General features: G+C 64.2%; 16 protein-coding genes. 5 read left to right on the forward strand and 11 right to left on the reverse strand.

Features of this window, described 5'->3' with window-relative positions; all coding sequences use genetic code 11:
- Nucleotides 1-41: 41 nt before the first annotated feature.
- Nucleotides 42-1,250 carry a sodium/glutamate symporter gene (gene gltS / locus ACT6QG_RS12725; RefSeq protein ID WP_444977942.1) on the forward strand — a complete coding sequence of 403 codons (1,209 nt, stop codon included), beginning with the start codon at nt 42-44 and terminating at the stop codon, nt 1,248-1,250.
- An 84-nt stretch (nt 1,251-1,334) separates the two neighbouring features.
- Here gltS and mutL read toward each other — a convergent pair whose 3' ends face one another.
- The 4 genes from mutL to rph all read right to left on the reverse strand — a co-directional run bounded on the left by mutL (nt 1,335) and on the right by rph (nt 6,221).
- Nucleotides 1,335-3,257, reverse strand: a complete 1,923-nt coding sequence (mutL, locus tag ACT6QG_RS12730; protein WP_444977943.1) for a DNA mismatch repair endonuclease MutL — start codon at nt 3,255-3,257, stop codon at nt 1,335-1,337.
- Nucleotides 3,258-3,579: 322 nt separating this feature from the next.
- Nucleotides 3,580-4,788, reverse strand: coding sequence for a radical SAM family heme chaperone HemW (hemW, locus tag ACT6QG_RS12735; protein ID WP_444978282.1), 1,209 nt, complete (start codon nt 4,786-4,788; stop codon nt 3,580-3,582).
- Between the two features lie 81 nt (nt 4,789-4,869).
- On the reverse strand, nt 4,870-5,508 hold the full coding sequence (gene rdgB, locus ACT6QG_RS12740) for an RdgB/HAM1 family non-canonical purine NTP pyrophosphatase (RefSeq protein WP_444978283.1): 639 nt from the start codon (nt 5,506-5,508) through the stop codon (nt 4,870-4,872).
- Nucleotides 5,508-6,221: a ribonuclease PH gene (gene rph / locus ACT6QG_RS12745; RefSeq protein WP_444977944.1), complete on the reverse strand. Its 714-nt coding sequence runs from the start codon at nt 6,219-6,221 to the stop codon at nt 5,508-5,510. The genes rdgB and rph overlap by 1 nt, the downstream gene beginning before the upstream one ends.
- Nucleotides 6,222-6,465: 244 nt before the next feature.
- Between rph and hrcA the strand changes: the two genes are divergently transcribed.
- Nucleotides 6,466-7,563, forward strand: coding sequence for a heat-inducible transcriptional repressor HrcA (gene hrcA / locus ACT6QG_RS12750; protein ID WP_444977945.1), 1,098 nt, complete (start codon nt 6,466-6,468; stop codon nt 7,561-7,563).
- Nucleotides 7,564-7,641: 78 nt separating this feature from the next.
- On the opposite strand, the gene ACT6QG_RS12755 is transcribed toward hrcA, so the two are convergent.
- The 3 genes from ACT6QG_RS12755 to tyrS all read right to left on the reverse strand — a co-directional run bounded on the left by ACT6QG_RS12755 (nt 7,642) and on the right by tyrS (nt 11,682).
- Nucleotides 7,642-8,037 (reverse strand): DoxX family protein, encoded by a 396-nt coding sequence (locus ACT6QG_RS12755; RefSeq protein ID WP_444977946.1) that lies wholly within the window; start codon nt 8,035-8,037, stop codon nt 7,642-7,644.
- Between the two features lie 225 nt (nt 8,038-8,262).
- Entirely contained in the window at nt 8,263-10,032 is a 1,770-nt protein-coding gene (locus tag ACT6QG_RS12760; protein WP_444978284.1) for a PHA/PHB synthase family protein, read from the reverse strand.
- 372 nt (nt 10,033-10,404) lie between these two features.
- Entirely contained in the window at nt 10,405-11,682 is a 1,278-nt protein-coding gene (tyrS, locus tag ACT6QG_RS12765; RefSeq protein WP_444977947.1) for a tyrosine--tRNA ligase, read from the reverse strand.
- Nucleotides 11,683-12,244: 562 nt separating this feature from the next.
- Between tyrS and ppdK the strand changes: the two genes are divergently transcribed.
- Together ppdK and ACT6QG_RS12775 are read left to right on the forward strand one after the other, a co-directional pair.
- Nucleotides 12,245-14,914: a pyruvate, phosphate dikinase gene (ppdK, locus tag ACT6QG_RS12770; RefSeq protein WP_444977948.1), complete on the forward strand. Its 2,670-nt coding sequence runs from the start codon at nt 12,245-12,247 to the stop codon at nt 14,912-14,914.
- A 67-nt stretch (nt 14,915-14,981) separates the two neighbouring features.
- Nucleotides 14,982-15,563, forward strand: coding sequence for a hypothetical protein (locus tag ACT6QG_RS12775; RefSeq protein WP_444977949.1), 582 nt, complete (start codon nt 14,982-14,984; stop codon nt 15,561-15,563).
- A 390-nt stretch (nt 15,564-15,953) separates the two neighbouring features.
- Here the strand turns inward: ACT6QG_RS12775 and rplI are convergent, their stop codons facing one another.
- The 4 genes from rplI to rpsF form a co-directional block, all read right to left on the reverse strand.
- Nucleotides 15,954-16,538 carry a 50S ribosomal protein L9 gene (rplI, locus tag ACT6QG_RS12780; RefSeq protein WP_444977950.1) on the reverse strand — a complete coding sequence of 195 codons (585 nt, stop codon included), beginning with the start codon at nt 16,536-16,538 and terminating at the stop codon, nt 15,954-15,956.
- A 53-nt stretch (nt 16,539-16,591) separates the two neighbouring features.
- Nucleotides 16,592-17,542 (reverse strand): YybS family protein, encoded by a 951-nt coding sequence (locus ACT6QG_RS12785; protein ID WP_444977951.1) that lies wholly within the window; start codon nt 17,540-17,542, stop codon nt 16,592-16,594.
- A 158-nt stretch (nt 17,543-17,700) separates the two neighbouring features.
- Nucleotides 17,701-17,970, reverse strand: a complete 270-nt coding sequence (gene rpsR / locus ACT6QG_RS12790; RefSeq protein WP_444977952.1) for a 30S ribosomal protein S18 — start codon at nt 17,968-17,970, stop codon at nt 17,701-17,703.
- Entirely contained in the window at nt 17,970-18,383 is a 414-nt protein-coding gene (rpsF, locus tag ACT6QG_RS12795; RefSeq protein WP_444977953.1) for a 30S ribosomal protein S6, read from the reverse strand. The genes rpsR and rpsF overlap by 1 nt, the downstream gene beginning before the upstream one ends.
- 600 nt (nt 18,384-18,983) lie before the next feature.
- Between rpsF and secA the strand changes: the two genes are divergently transcribed.
- Complete coding sequence (gene secA / locus ACT6QG_RS12800) at nt 18,984-21,761, forward strand: preprotein translocase subunit SecA (protein ID WP_444977954.1); 2,778 nt, start codon at nt 18,984-18,986, stop codon at nt 21,759-21,761.
- Nucleotides 21,762-21,794 lie beyond the last annotated feature (33 nt).

Consider the following 21,794-nt stretch of genomic DNA (forward strand, 5'->3'; position numbering starts at 1 on the left):
GGTTGCGAACGATCGCTCGCTGCCGGGCATGCGAGGGGCAAATGCCGGAAACTGTTGAGCTCTCGGGCCTGATTACCTTCACTCTCGCGATCGTGGTCTTTTTTGTCGGGGCTGGCCTCAACCAGATTTGCCCGCCACTAAGGCGCTGGAATATTCCCGAGGCGGTGACAGGCGGCATTCTGGCGGCCCTCACCACCCTTGGCTGCTACAGCCTGCTGGACCTGGAGGTCCGGTTCAATCTGGCCGCCCGCGACATGCTGCTGCTGTATTTCTTCACCGGCATCGGCCTGAATGCGCGCATTTCCGATTTGATCCGGGGCGGCAAGCCGCTGATGATCCTGCTGGTGGTCACTGTCGTCTATCTGGCGCTCCAGAACATGGTGGCCCTTGGCACCGCCTCGGCGCTGGGCCTGCCGGATGGCATGGCCCCGCTGCTGGGCTCCATTTCGCTGGTGGGCGGCCATGGCACCACCATTGCCTGGGCCCCCATCATCTCCCAGCGTTTCGGCCTGCCCGGCGCGCTGGAAATCGGCATTGCCAGCGCCACAACCGGCCTTGTGCTCGCCAGCCTTCTGGGCGGGCCGGTGGCGGGCCTGCTCATCAATCGCTACAAGCTCAAGAACGATGCGCAGCAGGCGCCCGTGATGGGCCTGCCGGAGAACGAGCGGCAGGGCATCATGGGTCAGGTGACCTACAACAAGTTCATGAGCGCCATTCTGGTGCTGAACATCGTCATCCTCATCGGCTACTCGCTGGATGAGATGATCGAGGAATTCGGCGTCAACCTGCCCCGCTTCGTGGTGTGTCTGCTGGTGGCCATCGCCCTCACCAATACCGTGCCGCGCATCCTGCCGCGCCTGTCCTGGCCGGCCCGCACGACCGAGCTGGCGCTGATCTCCGAGCTTTCGCTGAACATCTTCCTGCCCATGTCGCTGATGTCCATGAAGCTGTGGGCGCTGAACGGGCTGGGCCTGTCCATCCTCATCATTCTGGGTATCCAGACACTGGTGGCCGTGGTCTATATCCTGTTCGTGGTGTTCCCCGCGATGGGCAAGGATTATCAGGCCGCCGTGCTCGCCTCCGGTTTCACCGGCATCAGCCTTGGCGCAACCCCCACGGCCATCGCCAACATGACCGCGGTGACCCGCCGCCATGGCGCCGCGCCCATGGCCTTCATCATCCTGCCTCTGGTTTCGGCCTTCTTCATCGATCTGGTGAATGCCATCGCCATCACGCTGATGGTGAACTGAACAGGCCACGACAAAGCCGCCTCGCGGGGGCCTTCCGCGCGAGACGGCGTTTCATTGCAGACGGGAAAAGCCTTGCCCGCGCCCTCAGCGCCGGGCGAACAGCTTCTCCACATCCTTGAGGGAAAGAGTGATGAAGGTGGGGCGGCCGTGATTGCACTCGCCTGAATTGGGCGTTGCCTCCATTTCCCGCAACAAGGCGTTCATCTCCTCCACACGCAGGCGGCGGCCCGCACGCACGGAGCCATGGCAGGCCATGGTGGCGGCCACATGCAGCAGGCGACGCTCCAGTGGCAGGGCATCATCCCATTCGGCCGCATGCTCGGCCAGGTCCCGCACCAGGCGCGTGACATCGGCATCCTTCAGCAGGGCCGGCACCTCGCGCACCAGAACCGCGCCATGCCCGAACCCCTCGATGACGAGCCCCAGTGTCTCAAGCTCCTGAGCCTTTTCCACCAGTCGTCCTGCCTCGGCCGGGTCCAGCTCCACGACAGCGGGAATCAGCAGCCCCTGACGGGTGATGCCATCACGATCCAGCCCGGCCTTGAGCCGCTCATAGACGAGGCGTTCATGAGCGGCATGCTGGTCCACCAGCACCATTCCCTCCCGGGTCTGGGCCACGATATAGGTTTCATGCAGTTGCGCGCGGGCAGCGCCGAGCGGACGATCAAGATCCGCCGCATTCAGGGGGGCGGCATCGGCACGCGCATCCGCGGAAGGCGGGGCAATATCGAAAGCCCCCTGCCCGTCCACGCCCGAAATGCGGGCAAAAGGCATGGCCTCATCCGGCAAGGGGGCGCTGACACCAGCCTCCGCCACCCCATCCGGCACGGCAAGGGGGCGCGCCGGGGAGGTGCGCCAGTCATAGCCGCCCGCCGGAACCGCCTGTTGCGGAGCACCAGACCAGCCCGTCGCGCCAGCGGAAGGTGCGAAGGCGGGCCGGGCGAGGACATCCAGCTCCGGCGCACGGGCCAGTGACACCAGACGCTCGGCTATCGTGCCAGCGGTGCGCGGCACGCGGGCCGCCAGCGTATCGCCCACCGTGCGCACCACCAGCGCGCGCACATTGCCGCCATCACGAAACCGCACCTCGGTCTTGGCCGGGTGGACATTCACATCCACCTCACGCGGATCGAGCGTAAAGAACAGCGCCAGAACGGGGAAGCGGTCCGAGGGCAGAAGATCGGCATAGGCCGCGCGCACCGCTCCCATCAGCAGCTTGTCCCGCACCGGGCGACCATTGACGAACAGATACTGGCTGAGCGAATTGGCCTTGGAGAAGCTCGGCAGGCCCGCAAGCCCCTCCAGCCGCACGCCTTCACGCAGGCCATCAATCTCCACCACATTGCGCCCGGCCTCAGCCCCCAGCACATCGGCAAGGCGCGCCTTGCGCCCTTCCCCATCCATGCTGCGCACTGGCCATGTCACCGGCGCCTTGCCCTCGGCCACCAGCGTGAAGGACACATCGGGACGCGCCAGCGCAAGACGGCGGACGATATCCACCGCGGCCGTGGTTTCCGCCCGGTCGGATTTCAGGAATTTGAGGCGGGCCGGGGTGGCGTAGAACAGGTCCCGCACCTCCACCCGCGTGCCCTCGGCCAAGGCGGCGGGGCGCGGCGGGGTGATGATGCCTCCATCCACCCGCACCTCGAAGGCATGGCGCGCACCGGAGGGACGGCTGGCAATGGACAGGTGCGCCACCGCGCCGATCGATGGCAGCGCCTCCCCCCGGAAGCCGAGCGTGGAAATGGCCAGAAGATCCTCATGCGGCAGCTTGGAGGTGGCATGGCGCTCCACGCAAAGGCTCAGATCATCCGGCCCCATGCCCCGGCCATTATCGCTGACCCGCACCAGACGCCGCCCGCCGCCGTCAATCACCACCTCTATGGTGGTGGCCCCGGCATCGAGCGCATTTTCCACCAGTTCCTTCACCACCGCGGCCGGACGCTCCACCACCTCGCCAGCGGCGATACGGTCGACGAGCACGGGCGGCAAACGGCGGATGGACATCAAGGACTGGCTCCGGGAATCGGGAGGAAGGGGCAATGTTAGCGCGGAATGGAAGAAGGCGGCAGAAGCCCCGCCTGCACCGGCCGGATTGTGAACAGGCCAGCGCAAACCGGGCCCACCCGCGCCCGCCTCCATGGCTCGGGCCTGTGGTCCAGCTCCTGCCCTTCCGTGCGGAAACACATCCGCCCCGGTATGAACAGGGTCTCATCCATGCAGGCCGGGGCTGTTCTGCTGCATGTATCGCTTTGCCGCCGCCTGAAGTCACCGCCGCAGGGCCGGCTTTACCCTGCCCCATCACCGGGATGCCCGGACGGGAAAAGCCTTATCCCGCCAGCGCGGCAATCACCGCATTCAGCACCGGAAAGCCCTGTTCGGTGGCCATCAGCCGCCCGTTTTCCTGCCGCAGCATGCCCTGCTCTTCCAGATTGCGGATGCGCCGGGCCTCCAGGGGCTGCGGGGCAAGGCGATGATAGCGGGCAAGATCCAGCCCCTCGCGCAGGCGCAGGCCCATCAGCAGCATTTCATCGGCCTGCTCCTCGGGCGTGAGCGGTTCATCGCCCACCATGCCGTGGCCCTGCGCCTCCACCTTTTCCAGCCAGAGATCCGGCTGGCGCTCGACCATGGTGGCGCGGCGGCCCAGATTATCGCCGGGGCGGTTGGCCAGAATGCGCCCATGGGCACCCGGGCCAATGCCCACATAGGTGCCATAGCGCCAATAGATGAGATTATGCCGCGCCTGCGCGCCCGCCCGCGCATGATTGGAGATTTCATAGGCCGGAAGCCCCGCCGCGCGGGTCACATCCTGCGTCACATCCCACAAGGCGCGGGAGACGTCATCATCCGGCAGAATGAGCTTGCCCGCGCCATAGAGACGCTCGAACGGCGTGCCCGCCTCGATGGTGAGCTGATAGAGGGAGAGATGCTCACAGCCCTCATCCAGCGCCCGGTTGAGCTCCGCCGCCCAGCTTTCGGGAGTCTGTTTCGGGCGGGCATAGATGAGATCGAACGACACGCGCTGGAAGGCCCGCCGCGCCACGGCCACCGCGTTCAGCGCCTCCCGCGCCGTGTGCATGCGGCCAAGAGACTGCAAATCGGCATCATCGAGTGCCTGCACACCGAGAGAAACCCGGTTCACCCCCGCCGCGCCATAGCCCGCAAAGTTCGCCGCCTCCACCGATGTGGGGTTGGCCTCCAGCGAGATCTCCGCATCCGCCACCAGAGGCCACGCCGCATTGATGGCCTCCAGAATCCCCGCCACCAGTGCCGGCTCCATCAGCGAGGGGGTGCCGCCGCCGAAAAACACCGTCTGGGCATTTTGCGGGCCGGTGAGGGTGCGCATATGCGCGATCTCGCGCCGGTAGGCGGCCAGAAAGCGCTGCTGGTCCGGCGGATTGCGCCGCACATGGCTGTTGAAGTCGCAATAGGGGCATTTGGCCCGGCAGAAGGGCCAGTGCACATAGACGCCAAAGCCGCCTTCCGCGCCGGCGTTCGGCTGCGGGGCAGACATCATATTCTCACCGGCTGAAACCATCTGTACCTGCACCATGCAGCCCGCCAGCCGCGACATATCCTGAAAGAAGAACCGGGGCAGCGCACCGCCCCGGCCTGAAGATCATGCAGGGGCCTTCAGGCACCCTTCCGCAAGCTTGAGAAAAGCGCGGGCGCGATGCGACAGCCCCTCGCCCAGCGGCGGCAGGCCGTGCTTTTCATCGGCGCTCATCTCGCCAAAGGTGCGGCTGTGCCCCTCCGGCTGGAAGACGGGATCATAGCCAAACCCCTTCTCGCCGCGCGGGGGCCAGATGATCTGCCCTACCACCTCGCCGAGAAACTCCTCCACATGCCCGTCCGGCCAGGCCACGCACAGGGCCGAGACAAAGCGCGCGACGCGATCTTCCGCCTTCACCGCCCCATTGGCCGCAAGGGCGTTGTTCACCTTCTCCATGGCGAGGGCGAAATCCTTCTCCGGCCCCGCCCAGCGGGCGCTGAAAATGCCGGGAGCACCGCCCAGCGCATCCACCGCCAGCCCGCTGTCATCGGCAAAGGCGGGAAGGCCGGAAGCCTTGGCCGCCGCTTCCGCCTTGATGCGGGCATTGCCGGTGAAGGTGTTTTCCGTCTCTTCCGGCTCGGGCAGGTTCAGTTCCGCGGCGGAAACCAGATCGATCCCGTAGGGGGCCAGAAGATCGCGCATCTCGCGCAATTTGCCGGGATTGTGGGTGGCAATGACCACCTTGCCGGAGAGGGTGCGCCCCATCACGCGATCGCCTGCTTCTGCAGCGCCACCAGATGGTCCACCCCGCCGCGCGCAAGGGTGAGCAGCGAGATCAGCTCCTCCTGCGTGAAGGGGGTCTTTTCCGCCGTACCCTGAATCTCGACGATGCCGCCCTTGTCGGTCATCACGAAATTGGCGTCGGTCTCGGCGGAGGAATCCTCGGCATAGTCGAGATCCAGCACCGGGGTTTCCTTGTAGATCCCGCAGGAAACAGCGGCCACATGCTGGGTGAGCGGCATCTGGCGCACCATGGAGCGCGAATACATCCAGCTCAGGCAATCATGCAGGGCGACCCATGCGCCGGTGATGGCGGCGGTGCGGGTGCCGCCATCGGCCTGAAGCACGTCGCAGTCAATCGTGATCTGCTTTTCGCCCAGCGCCACCAGATCGGTCACGGTGCGCAGCGAGCGGCCGATCAGGCGCTGGATTTCCTGCGTGCGGCCGGAGACCTTGCCGGTGGAGGATTCACGCCGGTTGCGGTCATGGGTGGCGCGCGGCAGCATGGAATATTCAGCGGTGATCCAGCCCTTGCCCTGCCCCTTCAGCCATGGCGGCAGGCGCTCTTCAAGCGTGGCCGAAACCAGCACATGGGTCTCGCCGAACTTCACGAGGCAGGAGCCTTCCGCGTAGCGCATCACACCCCGTTCAAAGGAAACGGCGCGCATTTCATTGGCGGCACGCTTGCTCGGGCGCATGGGTATCATCCTTGTTCTTGTCGGTTGCGCGCTCCTTTTAGAGCATTTTCGAGTGAAGTGGATACCGCCCTGCAGGAAGAATCCGGAACATCGCCCCACAGCGGCGCGCCAATCCGCCCGGCCGGCACAAAGAGGGTTGAAGGCGGGAGCGCAAGACAGCACATATAAGCACAGCACATACAAGCTGGTATCTCAGGAACGAAGGGCGCGCAGTGCCCCTGTCGCCCCTTTCAGGAGACATGCGATGCTGGACCCTCTGCTCTCCACCAGCGCAGGCGCCCTGGCGCAGATCGACGCGCGCTCGCGCGAGATCTTCCGCCAGATCGTGGAGAACTATCTCGCCACGGGCGAGCCGGTCGGCTCGCGCAACATCTCGCGCCTCCTGTCGACCCCTCTCTCACCGGCCTCCGTCCGCAATGTGATGTCGGATCTGGAGGCAACCGGCCTCATCTTTGCCCCCCACACCAGCGCCGGACGGCTGCCGACCGAACGCGGGCTGCGCTTCTTCGTGGATGCGCTGATGGAAGTGGGAGACGTGAATGAAACGGACCGCGCCAGCATCGAGGCGCAGATGGCCGCCGCCGCCCGTGCCAATTCGGTGGAAGGCGTGCTGAAGGAGGCCACCACGCTGCTCTCCGGCCTTGCACGCGGGGCCGGGGTGGTGACCGCCACCAAGACCGATCCCCGCCTGCGCCACATGGAATTCGTGCTGCTGGACCCCGGCCGGGCCCTGGTCATTCTCGTTTCCGAGGATGGGCAGGTTGAGAACCGGGTGCTGCCAGTGCCCCCCGGCCTGCCCGCCGCCGCCCTGACGGAGGCCACCAACTATCTGAACGCGCAGATCCGCGGGCGCACTCTGGCCGAGGCCCGCGCCGAAATGGAAGCCCGGCTCGACGAATTGCGGCAGGATCTCGATTCGCTCACCGCACGGGTGGTGGAAGCCGGCCTTGCCTCATGGTCTGACGAGGCGCCACATGAGCGCAAGCTGATCGTGCGCGGGCAGGCCAAGCTGCTGGAAGACCTGCATGCGCTGGAGGATCTGGAGCGCATCCGCCTGCTGTTCGATGATCTGGAGGCCAAGCGCGATGTGGTGGAACTGCTGGGCCGGGCCGAGGAGGCCCAGTCCCTGAGGATTTTCATCGGCTCGGAGAACCGCCTGTTCTCGCTCTCCGGCTCATCCACCATCGTTGCCCCCTATCGTGACGGGCAGGGGCGCGTGGTGGGCGTGCTGGGCGTGATTGGCCCGACGCGCCTGAATTACGGGCGCATCGTGCCAATGGTGGATTTCACCGCCCGTATCGTCAGCCGCATGCTGGGGGCTCCCGGCTCGGATGCGGGCTGACATCCATACAGGTCAGTCCACCGGGCGCGGGGTGCCAAGGCACGGACAAAAGGCACCCCATATGGGCCTCAGGCCCACTCAGTCCGTCTTCTTGCCCAGGGCGGCATCGAGGCTGATCGGCCCGGCGCCTGACGTGACGAAATAGAGGAAAACAAACGAGAGCACGACAGCCAGGCTGCCTCCATTCTCGGTCGGGAAGAAGCTTTTGGGGAAGTGGGCGATGAAATAGGCGCTGGCCATGAGGCCGCTCAGGACAAAGGCCACGATCCTCGTCTGGAAGCCGAGCAGGAAAACAAAACCAAGCACCAGTTCAAACCAGCCTGCAATCCAGGGAAGGGAGCCGGCGGCCGGCGTGTAGGGACCGGGGTGGAAATGGAAAATCTTGGCCATTCCAAAGGCAAACATCACAAGCCCCAGTACAATCCGAAGGATACTGAGAATATAGGGGCGGGCAAGGTTCAGGCTTTGCTTCATGGAAAACCTCTAAACATGATCGTGCAGCAAGGGCATACTGCAAAAGCAGATAGCATGACGCATGTCAGCCGAACAGCCTTGCGCGCGCGAGCGCCATGGAGGCGGCTCCCGAGGGTCTCATCCTGTGCCCTGCAGATGGCATGACACCTGCCCCGCCCCTTTTCGCCGGGGCAGAGGGCGATGTGCCGCGGACCATCCGGCACACCGCGCTTCTTGCGCCAGTTTCTAGCGCTGCATGATGTAAGTGCCGGGCGCGGGGCACAGGGGCGGATAATCCGCGGCCCCCATGGCGGGCGGCGCCACCCGCTGCGGCGAGGAATGATCGGCCAGCCATGCCGTCCATGCCGGCCACCAGGAACCTTCCGTCACCGGCGTTGCATCCACCCACTCTTCCGGCCCCAGATGCAGCTCGCCATGATGGGAGGTATGGATGCGGTGATGGCGGCGCGGGCGGCCGGGCTCACTCACGATGCCGGCATTGTGCCCGCCCGAGGTGAGCACGAAGGTGACATCCGTATCCGTGAGCTGGTGGATCTTGTAGACCGATTTCCACGGCGCCACATGGTCCCGCTCCGTGCCGACCACGAACAGGGGCAGGCGCACATTCTGCAGCGAGACCGGCCGGCCCTCCACATCGAACCGTCCTGCCGCCAGATCATTGTTGAGGAACAGCCGGCGCAGATATTCCGAGTGCATGCGATAGGGCATGCGGGTGGCGTCCGCGTTCCAGGCCATCAGGTCATTGAGTGAACCGCGGTCTCCCAGAAGATATTCACGCACCATGCGCGACCAGACCAGATCATTCGAGCGCAGCATCTGGAAGGCGCCGGCCATCTGCCCCGCCGCCAGATAGCCCTGCTCCCACATGGTGCTTTCCAGCAGATACAGGGTGCTGGAATCAACGAAGAGCTGAAGCTCTCCCGGTTCGGAGAAATCGGTCTGTGCGGCAAACAGGGTCACCGAGGCGAGGCGCTCATCATGCGCGCGGGCCATGGCGGCGGCGGTAATGGACAAGATCGTGCCGCCGAGGCAGTAGCCCGTGGCATGCACCTTTGCGCCGGGGACGATGGCATTCACCGCATCGAGCGCGGCCATCACCCCCAGCTTGCGATAGTCATCCAGCCCCAGATCCCGGTCCGCCTGCCCCACATTGCGCCAGGAAATGCAGAACACCGTGTGCCCCTGCGAAACCAGATAGCGGATGAGGGAATTATGGGGCGAGAGGTCCAGAATATAGTATTTCATGATCCAGGCCGGCACGATGAGCACCGGCTCCGCCGCCACCGTATCGGTCGTGGGGCGATACTGGATCAGCTCGATGAGGTGGTTGCGGAACACCACCTCACCTTCAGTCACCGCCACATTGCTGCCGGGCACGAACTTCTCGGCCCCCACGGGTGGCTGGCCGGCGGCCTTGCGGCGCATGTCTTCCACCGCATTCTGGAAGCCCTGCACGAAATTCGCCCCCTTCGTCTCCCGGGCGCGGCGCAGCACCTCGGGATTGGTGAAGGGGTTGTTGGAGGGCGAGAGCATGTCCAGCATCTGCCGCGAGAAGAAGGACACGACCCCCTCATTATGGGGCGACATGCCCGGCACCCCATGGGTGGCATTATGCCACCACTGCTGGTTCAGCAGGAAGGACTGGTACCACAGCCGATAGGGCCATTCCTGCCACTCCGGGGCACGGAAACGGTCATCGCCCGGCAAGGGATGGATGCAGCCCGGCAGATCGCGGTTCAGCGTGCCGGAGGCCAGATAGGCCGAAAAACGCATCAGCTTGCGCCACGCCTTCAGTGCCAGCTCCACCCGCTTTCCGGGGGCGACGCTCAGATGCAGGGACCAGTCCATCCAGGCCAGCAGGAGCGCTGTGGGCGAGATGCCGGCGGTATAGCGCCCCACGGCTGCAACTGTCGCCCGATCGAGCGCGCGCAGGGTTTCCCCGCCATCGCTGTCCTCGAAATCGGTATCATCGAGGCACGCCATGGCGTTGAGCATCTCGGTCAGCAGCTTGTCCATCTTGGGCAGTTGCGGCGGCAGCGCCAGCGGCCCGGAAGAGGCGGAAAGGGGGGCGACGGCCGGCAGCGTCTCGGGAGCGGGAGCCTCCGCCACCTTCACCACAGAAGAGCCCTCATGCGGTGTGACGTCTGTTTCCATGCTCATCTGCATTTCTCCCTGCTGTCCGAGATAGCCGATCCTGACGATGATATAGCCTTTTTCGCGGCATGATGTGGCCAGGATCATGACGGCCCGGTGGCGCAGGCATGCATGGCTGCCCGCCACCACCGGTCACCATCCCCCTCCATGCCTGCCGTCCCACCCGGCCTGGTGCCCCGCCCGGGGCGCCAGCCAGAGGGCCGGACCCGCGCCTTACGCCTGCCCACCGCTGCCGCGCACCAGAATGTGGCGCTTGCGGCCCAGCGAGATGCGGGCCGGCAGGGTCGCGGCGGAAAGGATCTGCCCCTCATCCTCCACGATCTCGCCCTCCAGCCGCACGCCACGCCCGGCAATGGCGCGGCGCGCCTCGCTTTTCGAGGTGGCAAGGCCGGCGCGCACCAGCACATCCACCAGCGGCAGACCTGCCTCACCTTCTTCGGCGCTGATCTCCACCACCGGCAAGCCCTCCGCCGCGGCGCCGGCGCCAAACACCTGCTGCGCGGCCCGCTCCGCCGCCTCTGCCGCCGCCTCGCCATGGGCCAGCGCGGTTGCGGCATGGGCCAGGCGCACCTTGGCCGCATTCAGCTCCGCTCCCTCGCAGCGCTCCATCTGCGCGATCTCTTCAAGGGACAGATCGGTGAACAGGCGCAGGAAGCGGCCCACATCGGCATCTTCCGTATTGCGCCAGAACTGCCAGTAATCGAAGGGCGAGAGGCGGTCTTCGTTCAGCCACACCGCGCCAGCGGCGGTCTTGCCCATCTTCGCCCCCGAAGAGGTGGTGAGCAGCGGCGCGGTGAGGCCGAACACCTCGCGCCCCTCGATCCGGCGCACCAGATCAATGCCATTGACGATATTGCCCCACTGGTCCGCCCCGCCCATCTGAAGCCGGCAGCCGATACGGCGCGAAAGCTCCAGAAAATCGTAGGACTGGAGAATCATGTAGTTGAATTCGAGGAAGCTCAGATTTTCCTGCGCCTCCAACCGCGAGCGCACGCTGTCGAAGGAGAGCATGCGGTTCACCGAGAAATGGCGGCCGATATCGCGCAGCATGTCGATATAGCGCAGGCCATCGAGCCATTCGGCATTGTTCACCAGCACCGCATCGCTCGGCCCGTCCCCGAAGGTGAGGAAGCGGGCGAACACCTTCGCGATGCCATCAATATTGGCGGCGATCTGCTCCTCGCTCAGCATCGGGCGGGCATCGGAGCGGAAGCTCGGGTCACCGATGCGCGTGGTGCCCCCGCCAATCAGCACGATGGGCTTGTGCCCGGCCTGCTGGAGCCGGCGCAACGTCATGATGGGGAGAAGATGGCCCACATGCAGGCTGTCCGCCGTGGCGTCAAACCCGACATAGGCGGGCACGATACCCGCGTTGAAGGCTTCATCCAGCCCCGCCAGATTGGTGCACTGGTTCACATATCCGCGCACCTGCAGGGTTTGCAGCACAGGCGATACGGGCTGGAAGGCGTTTTCTTCGACTTGGGTGGACATTCTGCTTCTCCTGAGCGCCGCTCAGGAGGATCGCCGGAAAAACGAAAGCCGCCTGAACGGCGGCTTTTCCGGGTCATGACTGAACCGCGCCGCTCCTATGGGAACGTCGCGTAATAAGAGCTGGCGAAGATGTGGGCGGTTCTGTTCATGCCGGGATGGGTAACGGAAGCCCCGGCGATGATCAAGAGCCCCGCTCCCCGGCTTTATGCATGCCATCCATGCGCGAGTCGCGCGCCGCTTTCCCCTCCGGGAGGGGGAGAGGGGCCGGGATTCACAAGGAAAGCCAACTTCACAAAAGGTTTCAATATGGTGAACAAAGTGCGCGGCACGGGCCGACCCGAAACCGGCCCTATGTCGTTTTTTTTATGCTTTCCAAATAATTAAGCCATCCGCACCCATCCGGCCCGGCCCCCCGGATGTTCACGCAAAACTGCTGCAGTGCGAAAAACCGGGCAATTTCAGGCCCGTGACATGCGCCAGAAGAGTTGATGCTTTGCTCTGTGCAAGCTAAAGCACGCCCATCCAATATGTCTCCAGTACCCCTCCACAAGGGATCTCTTAGATGACGAAATGGGTCTACACCTTCGGCGACGGCAAGGCCGAGGGCAAAGCCGATATGAAAAACCTGCTCGGTGGCAAGGGTGCGAACCTCGCCGAGATGTCGAATCTCGGCCTGCCCGTACCACCCGGCTTCACCATCACCACGGAGGTGTGCACCTATTATTACAAGAATGGGCACGCCTATCCTCCCGAGCTGAAGGGGGATGTGGAGAAGGCGCTGGCCGAGGTCGGCCGCCTAACGGGCAAGTCCTTCGGCGATGCCGCCAATCCCCTGCTGGTTTCCGTGCGCTCCGGCGCCCGCGCCTCCATGCCGGGCATGATGGACACGGTGCTCAATCTCGGCCTCAACGACCAGACGGTCGAGGCCGTGGCCAAGCTCGCCGGTGACCGCCGCTTCGCCTATGACAGCTACCGCCGCTTCATCACCATGTATTCCGACGTGGTGATGAATGTGCCGCACCATCATTTCGAGGAGATCCTCGAAAACTACAAGGACGAGAAGGGCTACACGCTCGACACCGACCTTTCCGCCGATGACTGGGCGCATCTTGTGACCAAGTACAAGGCGAAGTTCGAGCAGGAGCTGGGCAAGCCGTTCCCGCAGGATCCCAACGAGCAGCTCTGGGGCGCCATCAGCGCCGTGTTCAGCTCCTGGATGAACAATCGCGCCATCACCTATCGCCGCCTGCACTCCATTCCGGAGAGCTGGGGCACGGCTGTGAACGTGCAGTCCATGGTGTTCGGCAATATGGGTGAGACCTCCGCCACGGGCGTCGCCTTCACCCGCAACCCCTCCACCGGCGAAAACGCCCTGTATGGCGAGTTCCTCGTGAACGCGCAGGGCGAGGACGTGGTGGCCGGTATCCGCACCCCGCAGAACCTGACCGAGCAGGCGCGCATCGAGGCGGGCTCCGACAAGCCCTCCATGGAAGCGGCCATGCCGGCAGCCTTCAAGGAATTCGAGAAGATCTCCCAGATCCTCGAAAACCACTACCGTGACATGCAGGACCTTGAGTTCACGGTGGAACAGGGCAAGCTGTGGATGCTCCAGACCCGTTCGGGCAAGCGCACCGGCAAGGCCGCCCTGCGCATTGCCGTGGAACTGGCCAATGAAGGGCTGATCACGCAGGAAGAGGCCATTGGCCGTATCGATCCGGCGGCGCTCGACCAGCTCCTGCATCCCGCGATCGACCCCAAGGCCGCCCGCACCGTGCTCACCACCGGCCTGCCCGCTTCCCCGGGCGCCGCTGCTGGCGCCATCGTGTTCTCGGCTGATGAGGCCGAGCTTGCGAAGGAGAAGGGCAAGAAGGTCATTCTGGTGCGCGTGGAAACCAGCCCGGAAGACATTCACGGCATGCATGCGGCCGAAGGCATTCTCACCTCCCGTGGTGGCATGACCTCGCACGCGGCCGTGGTGGCCCGCGGCATGGGCAAGCCCTGCGTCTCCGGCGCCGGTTCCCTGCGGATCGACTATGCCGCGCAGACCCTGACCGTGGGTGGCGAGGTCTTCAAGAAGGGCGACCTGCTCACCATTGATGGCGGCACCGGACAGGTTCTGAAGGGCGAAGTGCCCATGCAGCAGCCTGAGCTTTCCGGCGAATTCGCCACGCTCATGAGCTGGGCCGACAAGGTGCGCCGCCTGAAGGTGCGCGCCAATGCCGAGACCCCGACCGATACCCGCATGGCCCGCTCCTTCGGGGCGGAAGGCATCGGCCTGTGCCGGACCGAGCACATGTTCTTCGATCAGGGCCGCATTCTCGCCGTGCGTGAGATGATCCTGTCCGAGGATGAGGCCGGTCGCCGCGCGGCGCTGGCCAAGCTGCTGCCCATGCAGCGCGATGACTTCACCAAGCTCTTCGAGATCATGAAGGGCCTGCCGGTCACCATCCGCCTGCTCGATCCGCCGCTGCACGAGTTCCTGCCCCATACCGAGGCGGAAACCCTTGAAGTGGCCAAGAGCCTCGGCGTGGACCCGGAGAAGATCACCCGCCGCAATCGCGAGCTGCACGAAATGAACCCGATGCTCGGGTTCCGTGGCTGCCGTATCGCCATTGCCTATCCGGAAATCGCCGAGATGCAGGCGCGTGCCATCTTCGAGGCCGCCGTTGCCGCCGCCCGCAATACGGGCGAGGCCGTGGTGCCGGAAGTGATGGTGCCGTTGATCGCCACCTCCGCCGAGTTCAAGATCGTGGAAGAGGTCATCCGCAATGCCGCCGCGGCGGTTGAGGAAGAGACCGGCGCCAAGCTCACCTATCAGGTGGGCACCATGATCGAGCTGCCGCGCGCGGCCCTGCAGGCTGGTGAGATCGCCAAGAGCGCCGAGTTCTTCTCCTTCGGCACCAACGACCTCACCCAGACCACGCTCGGCATCTCTCGCGATGATGCCGGCACCTTCCTGGGCGTCTATGTCCAGAAGGGCATTCTGGAGATCGATCCCTTCGTCTCCATCGATGTGGACGGCGTGGGCGAGCTGGTGAAGATCGGTGCGGAGCGCGGGCGCGCAACCCGTCCCGACATCAAGCTCGGCATTTGCGGCGAGCATGGCGGCAACCCCGCCTCTGTCGCCTTCTGCGAGAGCATCGGGCTGGATTACGTCTCCTGCTCACCCTATCGCGTGCCAATCGCCCGCCTTGCGGCGGCGCAGGCCGCGCTGGCAAATCGCAAGGGCTGAAAATGCTCTTTTGAGTTGCGCATCTCCTGTCCCCCGCTATCCTTCGGCGGGGACAGGAGGACAGGGAATGCAGCTCTCATCAGCAATGTGCCTTTACAAGGCGGTACGAACCTCGGTTTGTGCCGCCTTTTTTGCGCCGGCCCTGCTGTTCGCCCTGCCCTCCCATGCCGCCGGGCTTGAGAGCTTTCTGAGCACCTTCCATGAATGCGACCCCATCTATGAGGGGACGCCCTTCGGCCTGTTCGCCAATTCCCTCGCCCAGCGTTATGGAAATGTGTACAGCGCGGGGCCGCAAGCGGCGGCCGAGGATGAGAGCGTAGAGGTGGCGATTCCGGCAGGCCTTGCCGCCCATATCGGCCCCATCTCATCACGCAATGCCGGAGACCACACACTGGTGAGCATGCCCCTCAAGGGCGCGCTACAGGGTTTGGCCCTGCAAAAGCTGGAAATGGCCTTCGCGAATGAGAATGGCATCTATGCCACGGTTCTCGTCTTCAACGCATCCAGCGCCCGGGTGCAGCAGGTGTTTGGAGATCTGGTCGCCCGCGGCCAGCTCAAGGGAGAGGCCCACCGGGCGAACGGGGCGGGCTATAGCGCCACCATTCCGCGCGACAATCCCGGTCGCATTCTGTGTGACTGGTCGCACTGAGGCCCACCCCTGAAGATGAGGCCCTGAAACGCATTTGCCCGCCGGTGGAAGCCGGCGGGCAAATATGAACCATACCTTTTCCAGCCGCGTGGCCGGACCGGGTATCTCAGTCTGCGGCGCTGATGCGCGCAGTTTCTGCCGTCGGTGACGACTCAGGCTGACTGGCGCTCAGCGCCATGCCTGTAGCCACATAGCCGAGCACAAGCGCGGCAAAAACGGCGACTCTCTTGACCATGCGTTCCCCCACACTCGGAAAGGCGCCTGAACCGCGTAAACCCGACCCGGCCTGCCATCCGCACGTGAATCTGATACCGCCAGAGTGTTTAATCCAAGAGTTCAAACAGACGATGAACGCCGCATCTCAAAGCTGCGACGTTCATCAGGTCCGGATCACTCCTCGACAAACTCTTCCTCGGCAGCCAGTTCCGCAGCCACTTCAGCACGCTGCTCGGCGAGCTCGGCCTCGATCTCGGCGTCCTCGTCGCGCGAAGTGCGCACGTCTTCACCACGCTCCTGACGCTCCGCCTCTTCAGCGCTGCGGGCCACATTCACGCGGACAGTGACTTCCACTTCCGGATGCAGGGTCACCGGCACCTCGACAAGGCCCAGAGCCTTGATCGGGTGGTTGAGCACAACCTGCTGACGGTCCACGGCGAAGCCAGCGGTGGTCAGGCCCTCGGCAATGTCACGGGTGGAGACGGAGCCGTACAGATGGCCGCTCTCGCTGGCCTGACGGATCATCACCACGACCTGGCCGGCCATCTTCTCGGCAACGGCCTGGGCTTCCTGGCGACGCTCCAGATTGCGGGCTTCCAGCTCGACCTTCATGTTGTCGAAGCGGGCGCGGTTTTCCTTGGTGGCGCGCAGGGCCTTGTTCTTGGGCAGAAGGAAATTGCGGGCATAGCCGTCACGCACCTTCACCACATCGCCCATCTGGCCCAGCTTGGCCACGCGCTCGAGCAGAATAACGTCCATTTGAATCTCCTGATAATTTGAAGTTGTCGTGTCTGTTGAAAGAGAAGGCCGCCTTACCGGTCGTTCGCCGGAGGGGGCTGGCGACCTGCCCGAAATCTTGAACGCAGATCCATCACCGCATCCACGCATCCCAGCATCGCCATGATCACGCCGGGCCAGCCCAGAAGCAGTGTCGCTGTCCATGCGCCAGCCAGAATCAGAAAACGCGCGCCCATGCCCATGGTCATGGCGTGGAGCGCGGAAAAGCCGGCCAGTGCATAAGCGATCACCAGCGTGGCAAGCGCCACCGAGCTGAGAAGCCCCAGCATGCCCGGCAAAAGGGAAAGCACGGCCGAAACGGCAAGCGCGGGAAGGGTTTTTACCGGCAGGCGAACCGCCGACAGGGAGGGCCAAGGCCGGGCCAGACGCCCGGAGACCAGAGTTGCCCGCCCCGCAAGATACATGCAGACGAGCAAGGAGCCCATGCTGGCCGCCGCGGCCATGGAAGGCAGCACCTGGGCCACCAGCTCCGCCATGCGCACCGTGTCCTGCTCGGGCGGAAGACGGGTTTGCGATGCCGTCATCGCATCCACCATATTGATGACGGTGGCGCGATAGGTCTCATAATCCGGCGCCATGATGAGCACCGCCACACAGACGATGATTGTGGCGAAGAGCGCGGCCAGCAGTACCAGCCCGCCCACCGGAAACCACAGCAGGCCATCACGACCCGCCGGCTCGGCGCGCGCGAGCAAGGCTGCATAGGCCAGCCCGAGAGCCGGCCCACCCATCCCCAGAACATAGGCCAGAAGGAAAGTGCCGCCGAAATTCCACCACAGGCCCACACTGGCCACCAGCACCGCGACAAAGGCCGCCACGGGTGAGAAGGCCATACCGGTAATCATCACCGGCAGGGGGGCGAGATAGAAAAGGGGGACGGCCACCATTGATCCTGCCGCAACACCGGCGGCGAGAAGCGCGGAAGCGACCCCCGCGGCAATGGCGACAAGAAAATGGAGCGACATCTGACAAGCTGTCCCGCAGCATGAGCGGTTAGAGGGGAGTTTCCCTCAACAAACGCTGCGGAGCTGAGCCCCGCAGCGCGTCTATCTTCAGGCCGGAACGTGCCGGCCCATGCCTGTGCCCGTGCTGATTCCCGCAGGAATCAGGAGGCCAGGCAGAATCAGCGGATCACGAAGGGCAGCAGGCCCAGGAAGCGGGCGCGCTTGATCGCCTGGGCGAGCTCGCGCTGCTTCTTGGCCGAGACAGCCGTGATGCGGGAGGGAACGATCTTGCCACGCTCGGAAATGTAGCGCTGCAGCAGACGCACGTCCTTGTAATCGATCTTCGGAGCATTCGCGCCGGAGAACGGGCAGGTCTTGCGACGACGGAAGAAGGGACGACGGGCACCGCCGCCGGCGCCACCGGCACCACCAGAAGAAGCGAAAGCCATCAGTTCTCTCCCTCAGCCTGAGCGGCATCGTTCTGGCGCGGCCCGCGACGGGGACGATCCTCGCGACCACCGAAGCCGCGGTCCTCACGGTCACGCTTCTGCAGCATGGCCGACTGACCTTCCTCGTGCTCTTCCACACGCAGGGTGAGGATGCGCAGGACGTCTTCGTCGATGCGCTGCTGACGCTCCAGCTCCTGCAACGCCGCCGCCGGAGCGTCGATGTTCATGAGCGTGAAGTGAGCCTTGCGGTTCTTGTTCATGCGATAGGTGAGGGACTTCACGCCCCAGTATTCGATCTTGCCGACCGAACCACCATTTTCCTCGATCACACCCTTGAAACGGGCGGTCAGTTCCTCGACCTGCTGCGCGGACACGTCCTGGCGCGCGAGGAACACGTGCTCATAGAGCGGCATGTGTTCTTGCCTTTCGTTACAAACTCCACCGCACCGGCGCCGAGCCCTTCTTGCCTTTCCGAAAGGCGCGAAGCGCGGAAGGCGGAGACACGGGACGACGGGCTTTTCGCCCTGCCCTCTTTCATCGCGAGACAAAGGAAGACCGTCCGTTCAGCCCCCGGCCGGGTACGACGGAAGCTGGCCATATATCATATTCCGGCCTGATCGCAACTGATCAGATGCGTTGAATATGTGCTCAAGGCGGGAAGGAGGGGTGAACAATGCCGCGTTTGCCATGATAAGGCTGATCAAATCCCCCCTTCACATTGACATTGTGCAGGCCCGTTCATAAGTCTCGGTGCGATGCGTCGTCAGGGCGTGGCCCGTTCGGGTGACCCTGATCAGGCGGCGCGTGGCACTGGCTGTCCGCCACTGGTCGAGCGGGCAGTCTTCGAACAGGCAGTCATCGTGCCGCCTTCGGACTTGCTGACGCCGCATTGCAGGTGTCGATGTGCAGTTCAGATCTTCCGTGATTCACGGTTGCGCACATCAAGGTCCTGAAGGTTCGGTTCGCGGCCTGCCCGCTCCCGACGGCCTGACGGATCGGAACCAGAGATTACCATGTTTCGTGGAATTGCCCGCAAGCTTTTCGGCTCGGCAAATGATCGCCGGGTGAAGGGGTACCGCTCTCGCGTTCAGGCGATCAACGCCCTTGAAAAAGAGATTGAAGCCCTCTCCGACGAGGCGCTGCGCGCCCGCACCGCAGACTTCAAGCGCCAGATCGCCGAAGGCGCCAGCGTCGACAGCCTGCTGGTTCCCGCCTTCGCCACCGTGCGCGAAGGCGCCCGGCGCGCGCTGGGCATGCGCCCCTTCGATGTGCAGCTCATTGGCGGCATGGTCATTCATGAGGGCGGCATCGCCGAAATGAAGACCGGCGAAGGCAAGACGCTGGTGGCAACCCTTCCCGTCTATCTCAATGCACTGGCCGGCAAGGGCGTGCATGTGGTGACGGTGAATGACTATCTCGCCAGACGTGACGCCGAAACCATGGCGGAGCTCTACGGCTTCCTCGGCCTCACCACCGGCATCATCGTGCACGGGCTGGATGACGAGGAGCGCCGGCAGGCCTATGCCTGCGATATCACCTACGCCACCAACAACGAGCTGGGCTTCGACTATCTGCGCGACAACATGAAATATGAGCGCGCGCAGATGGTGCAGCGCCCGCATCATTTCGCCATTGTCGACGAGGTGGACTCCATCCTCATCGACGAAGCGCGCACACCGCTCATCATTTCCGGCCCGCTCGACGACCGCTCGGAATTCTACAACACCATCGATGCCTATATTCCGAAGCTCAGCAAGTCGGATTACGAGGTCGATGAAAAGCAGCGCACCGTTTCCATGACCGAATCCGGCATGGAAAAGATGGAATCCATGCTGAGCGAGGCCGGGCTGCTGAAGTCCGAGAGCCTCTATGACATCGAGAATGTCTCGGTGGTGCACCATGTGAACCAGGCCCTGCGCGCCCACGCCCTGTTCCAGCGGGACAAGGACTATATCGTGCGCAACAATGAAGTCGTCATCATCGACGAGTTCACCGGCCGCATGATGCCCGGCCGCCGCTATTCGGAAGGGCTCCACCAGGCGCTGGAGGCCAAGGAGCGGGTGCAGGTCCAGCCCGAGAACCAGACCCTCGCCTCCATCACCTTCCAGAACTATTTCCGCCTGTACAAGAAGCTGGCCGGCATGACCGGCACCGCCGAGACGGAAGCTGCCGAATTTGCCGACATCTACAAGCTGGATGTGGTTTCCGTGCCCACCAATGTGCCGGTGGCGCGGATCGACGATGACGACGAGGTCTATCGTTCGGCGGCGGAGAAATACAATGCCATCATCGAGCTGATCCGGGAATGCGCCGAACGTGGCCAGCCGGTTCTGGTGGGCACCACCTCCATCGAGAAGTCCGAGATTCTGGCCGAGCTGCTCAAGAAGGCCGGCTTCAAGCAGAAGGACTTCACGGATCCGGACGCCTTCTCGGGACGGGAGCGCTCCGGCAAGACCTTCGCCGTGCTCAATGCCCGCTACCACGAGCAGGAAGCCTTCATCGTCTCGCAGGCCGGTGTGCCCGGCGCCATCACCATCGCCACCAACATGGCCGGCCGTGGTACCGACATCAAGCTCGGCGGTTCGGCGGAGATGCGCATTTCCGTCGAACTGAAGGACATGCCGGAAGGGCTCGAGCGCGAGGCCGCCGAGGCGCGCATCCGCGCCGAGGTGGAGGAGATGAAGCAGGAGGCGCTGAAAGCCGGCGGCCTCTATGTCATCGGCACCGAGCGCCATGAAAGCCGCCGCATCGACAACCAGTTGCGCGGTCGTTCCGGCCGTCAGGGTGACCCCGGCCACTCCAAGTTCTTCCTCTCGCTCGATGATGACCTGATGCGCATCTTCGGCTCGGACCGGCTGGATGGCATGCTCCAGAAGCTGGGCCTGAAGGAAGGCGAGGCGATCATCCACCCCTGGATCAACCGGGCGCTGGCGAAAGCCCAGCAGAAGGTGGAAGCGCGCAACTATGACATGCGCAAGAACGTCCTCAAATATGACGACGTGCTCAATGACCAGCGCAAGGTGGTGTTCGAGCAGCGCCTCGAACTGATGAATGACGAGGATATCGCCGAGACTGTCGTGGACATGCGCCATGCCCTGGTCAGCGATACCATCGCCAAGTTCATTCCCGAGAACTCCTATCCCGAGCAGTGGGATACGGATGCGCTGCATGAGGCGCTCCTTCAGGCCATCGCGCTCGACCTGCCGGTGCAGGAATGGGCGAAGGAAGAGGGCATTGCCGGGCCTGAGATGACCGAGCGTGCCATCAAGGAGGCCGATGACCATATGGCCCGCAAGGCCGAGCAGTATGGGCCGGACCTGATGCGCTATGTGGAGAAGTCCATCCTTCTCCAGACGCTGGATCATCTGTGGCGCGAGCATATCGCGATGCTGGACCATCTGCGCCAGGTGGTTGGCCTGCGCGGCTATGCCCAGCGTGATCCGCTGAACGAATACAAGAGCGAGGCCTTCAACCTCTTCTCCGCCATGCTGAACAATCTGCGCGAGGTGGTCACCTCCCAGCTCATGCGGGTGGAGATCATGGCCCAGCCGCCGCAGATGGAAGAACTGCCGCCAATGGAGGCGCATCATCTGGACCCCTCGACGGGCGAGGATGAAATGGCGCTTGCTTCGGCCGCCTTTGCCGCCATGGCCGAACCGGCCGCAGCAGAGGTTGACCCGGCCAGCCGGAACCCGGACGACCCTTCAACCTGGGGACGGGTGAGCCGGAATGAGCCCTGCCCCTGCGGCTCCGGCAAGAAGTTCAAGCACTGCCACGGGCGTTTTGCCTGACAGTTCCAGCACCGGGTGAATGGCTTCATTCAC

Source organism: Haloleucobacter ellipsoideus, assembly GCF_052491725.1.

What these genes read in the sequence shown, in the direction of transcription:
- ACT6QG_RS12760 (WP_444978284.1), bottom strand. Translation starts at nt 10,032, where the DNA reads ATGCTCAACGCCATGGCGTGCCTCGATGATACCGATTTCGAGGACAGC.
- ACT6QG_RS12785 (WP_444977951.1), bottom strand. Translation starts at nt 17,542, where the DNA reads ATGTCGCTCCATTTTCTTGTCGCCATTGCCGCGGGGGTCGCTTCCGCG.
- rph (WP_444977944.1), bottom strand. Translation starts at nt 6,221, where the DNA reads ATGCGCCCGAGCAAGCGTGCCGCCAATGAAATGCGCGCCGTTTCCTTT.
- rplI (WP_444977950.1), bottom strand. Translation starts at nt 16,538, where the DNA reads ATGGACGTTATTCTGCTCGAGCGCGTGGCCAAGCTGGGCCAGATGGGC.
- mutL (WP_444977943.1), bottom strand. Translation starts at nt 3,257, where the DNA reads ATGTCCATCCGCCGTTTGCCGCCCGTGCTCGTCGACCGTATCGCCGCT.
- hrcA (WP_444977945.1), top strand. Translation starts at nt 6,466, where the DNA reads ATGCTGGACCCTCTGCTCTCCACCAGCGCAGGCGCCCTGGCGCAGATC.
- rpsR (WP_444977952.1), bottom strand. Translation starts at nt 17,970, where the DNA reads ATGGCTTTCGCTTCTTCTGGTGGTGCCGGTGGCGCCGGCGGCGGTGCC.
- tyrS (WP_444977947.1), bottom strand. Translation starts at nt 11,682, where the DNA reads ATGTCCACCCAAGTCGAAGAAAACGCCTTCCAGCCCGTATCGCCTGTG.
- gltS (WP_444977942.1), top strand. Translation starts at nt 42, where the DNA reads ATGCCGGAAACTGTTGAGCTCTCGGGCCTGATTACCTTCACTCTCGCG.
- rpsF (WP_444977953.1), bottom strand. Translation starts at nt 18,383, where the DNA reads ATGCCGCTCTATGAGCACGTGTTCCTCGCGCGCCAGGACGTGTCCGCG.
- ppdK (WP_444977948.1), top strand. Translation starts at nt 12,245, where the DNA reads ATGACGAAATGGGTCTACACCTTCGGCGACGGCAAGGCCGAGGGCAAA.
- secA (WP_444977954.1), top strand. Translation starts at nt 18,984, where the DNA reads ATGTTTCGTGGAATTGCCCGCAAGCTTTTCGGCTCGGCAAATGATCGC.
- rdgB (WP_444978283.1), bottom strand. Translation starts at nt 5,508, where the DNA reads ATGGGGCGCACCCTCTCCGGCAAGGTGGTCATTGCCACCCACAATCCC.
- hemW (WP_444978282.1), bottom strand. Translation starts at nt 4,788, where the DNA reads ATGGTTTCAGCCGGTGAGAATATGATGTCTGCCCCGCAGCCGAACGCC.
- ACT6QG_RS12775 (WP_444977949.1), top strand. Translation starts at nt 14,982, where the DNA reads ATGCAGCTCTCATCAGCAATGTGCCTTTACAAGGCGGTACGAACCTCG.
- ACT6QG_RS12755 (WP_444977946.1), bottom strand. Translation starts at nt 8,037, where the DNA reads ATGAAGCAAAGCCTGAACCTTGCCCGCCCCTATATTCTCAGTATCCTT.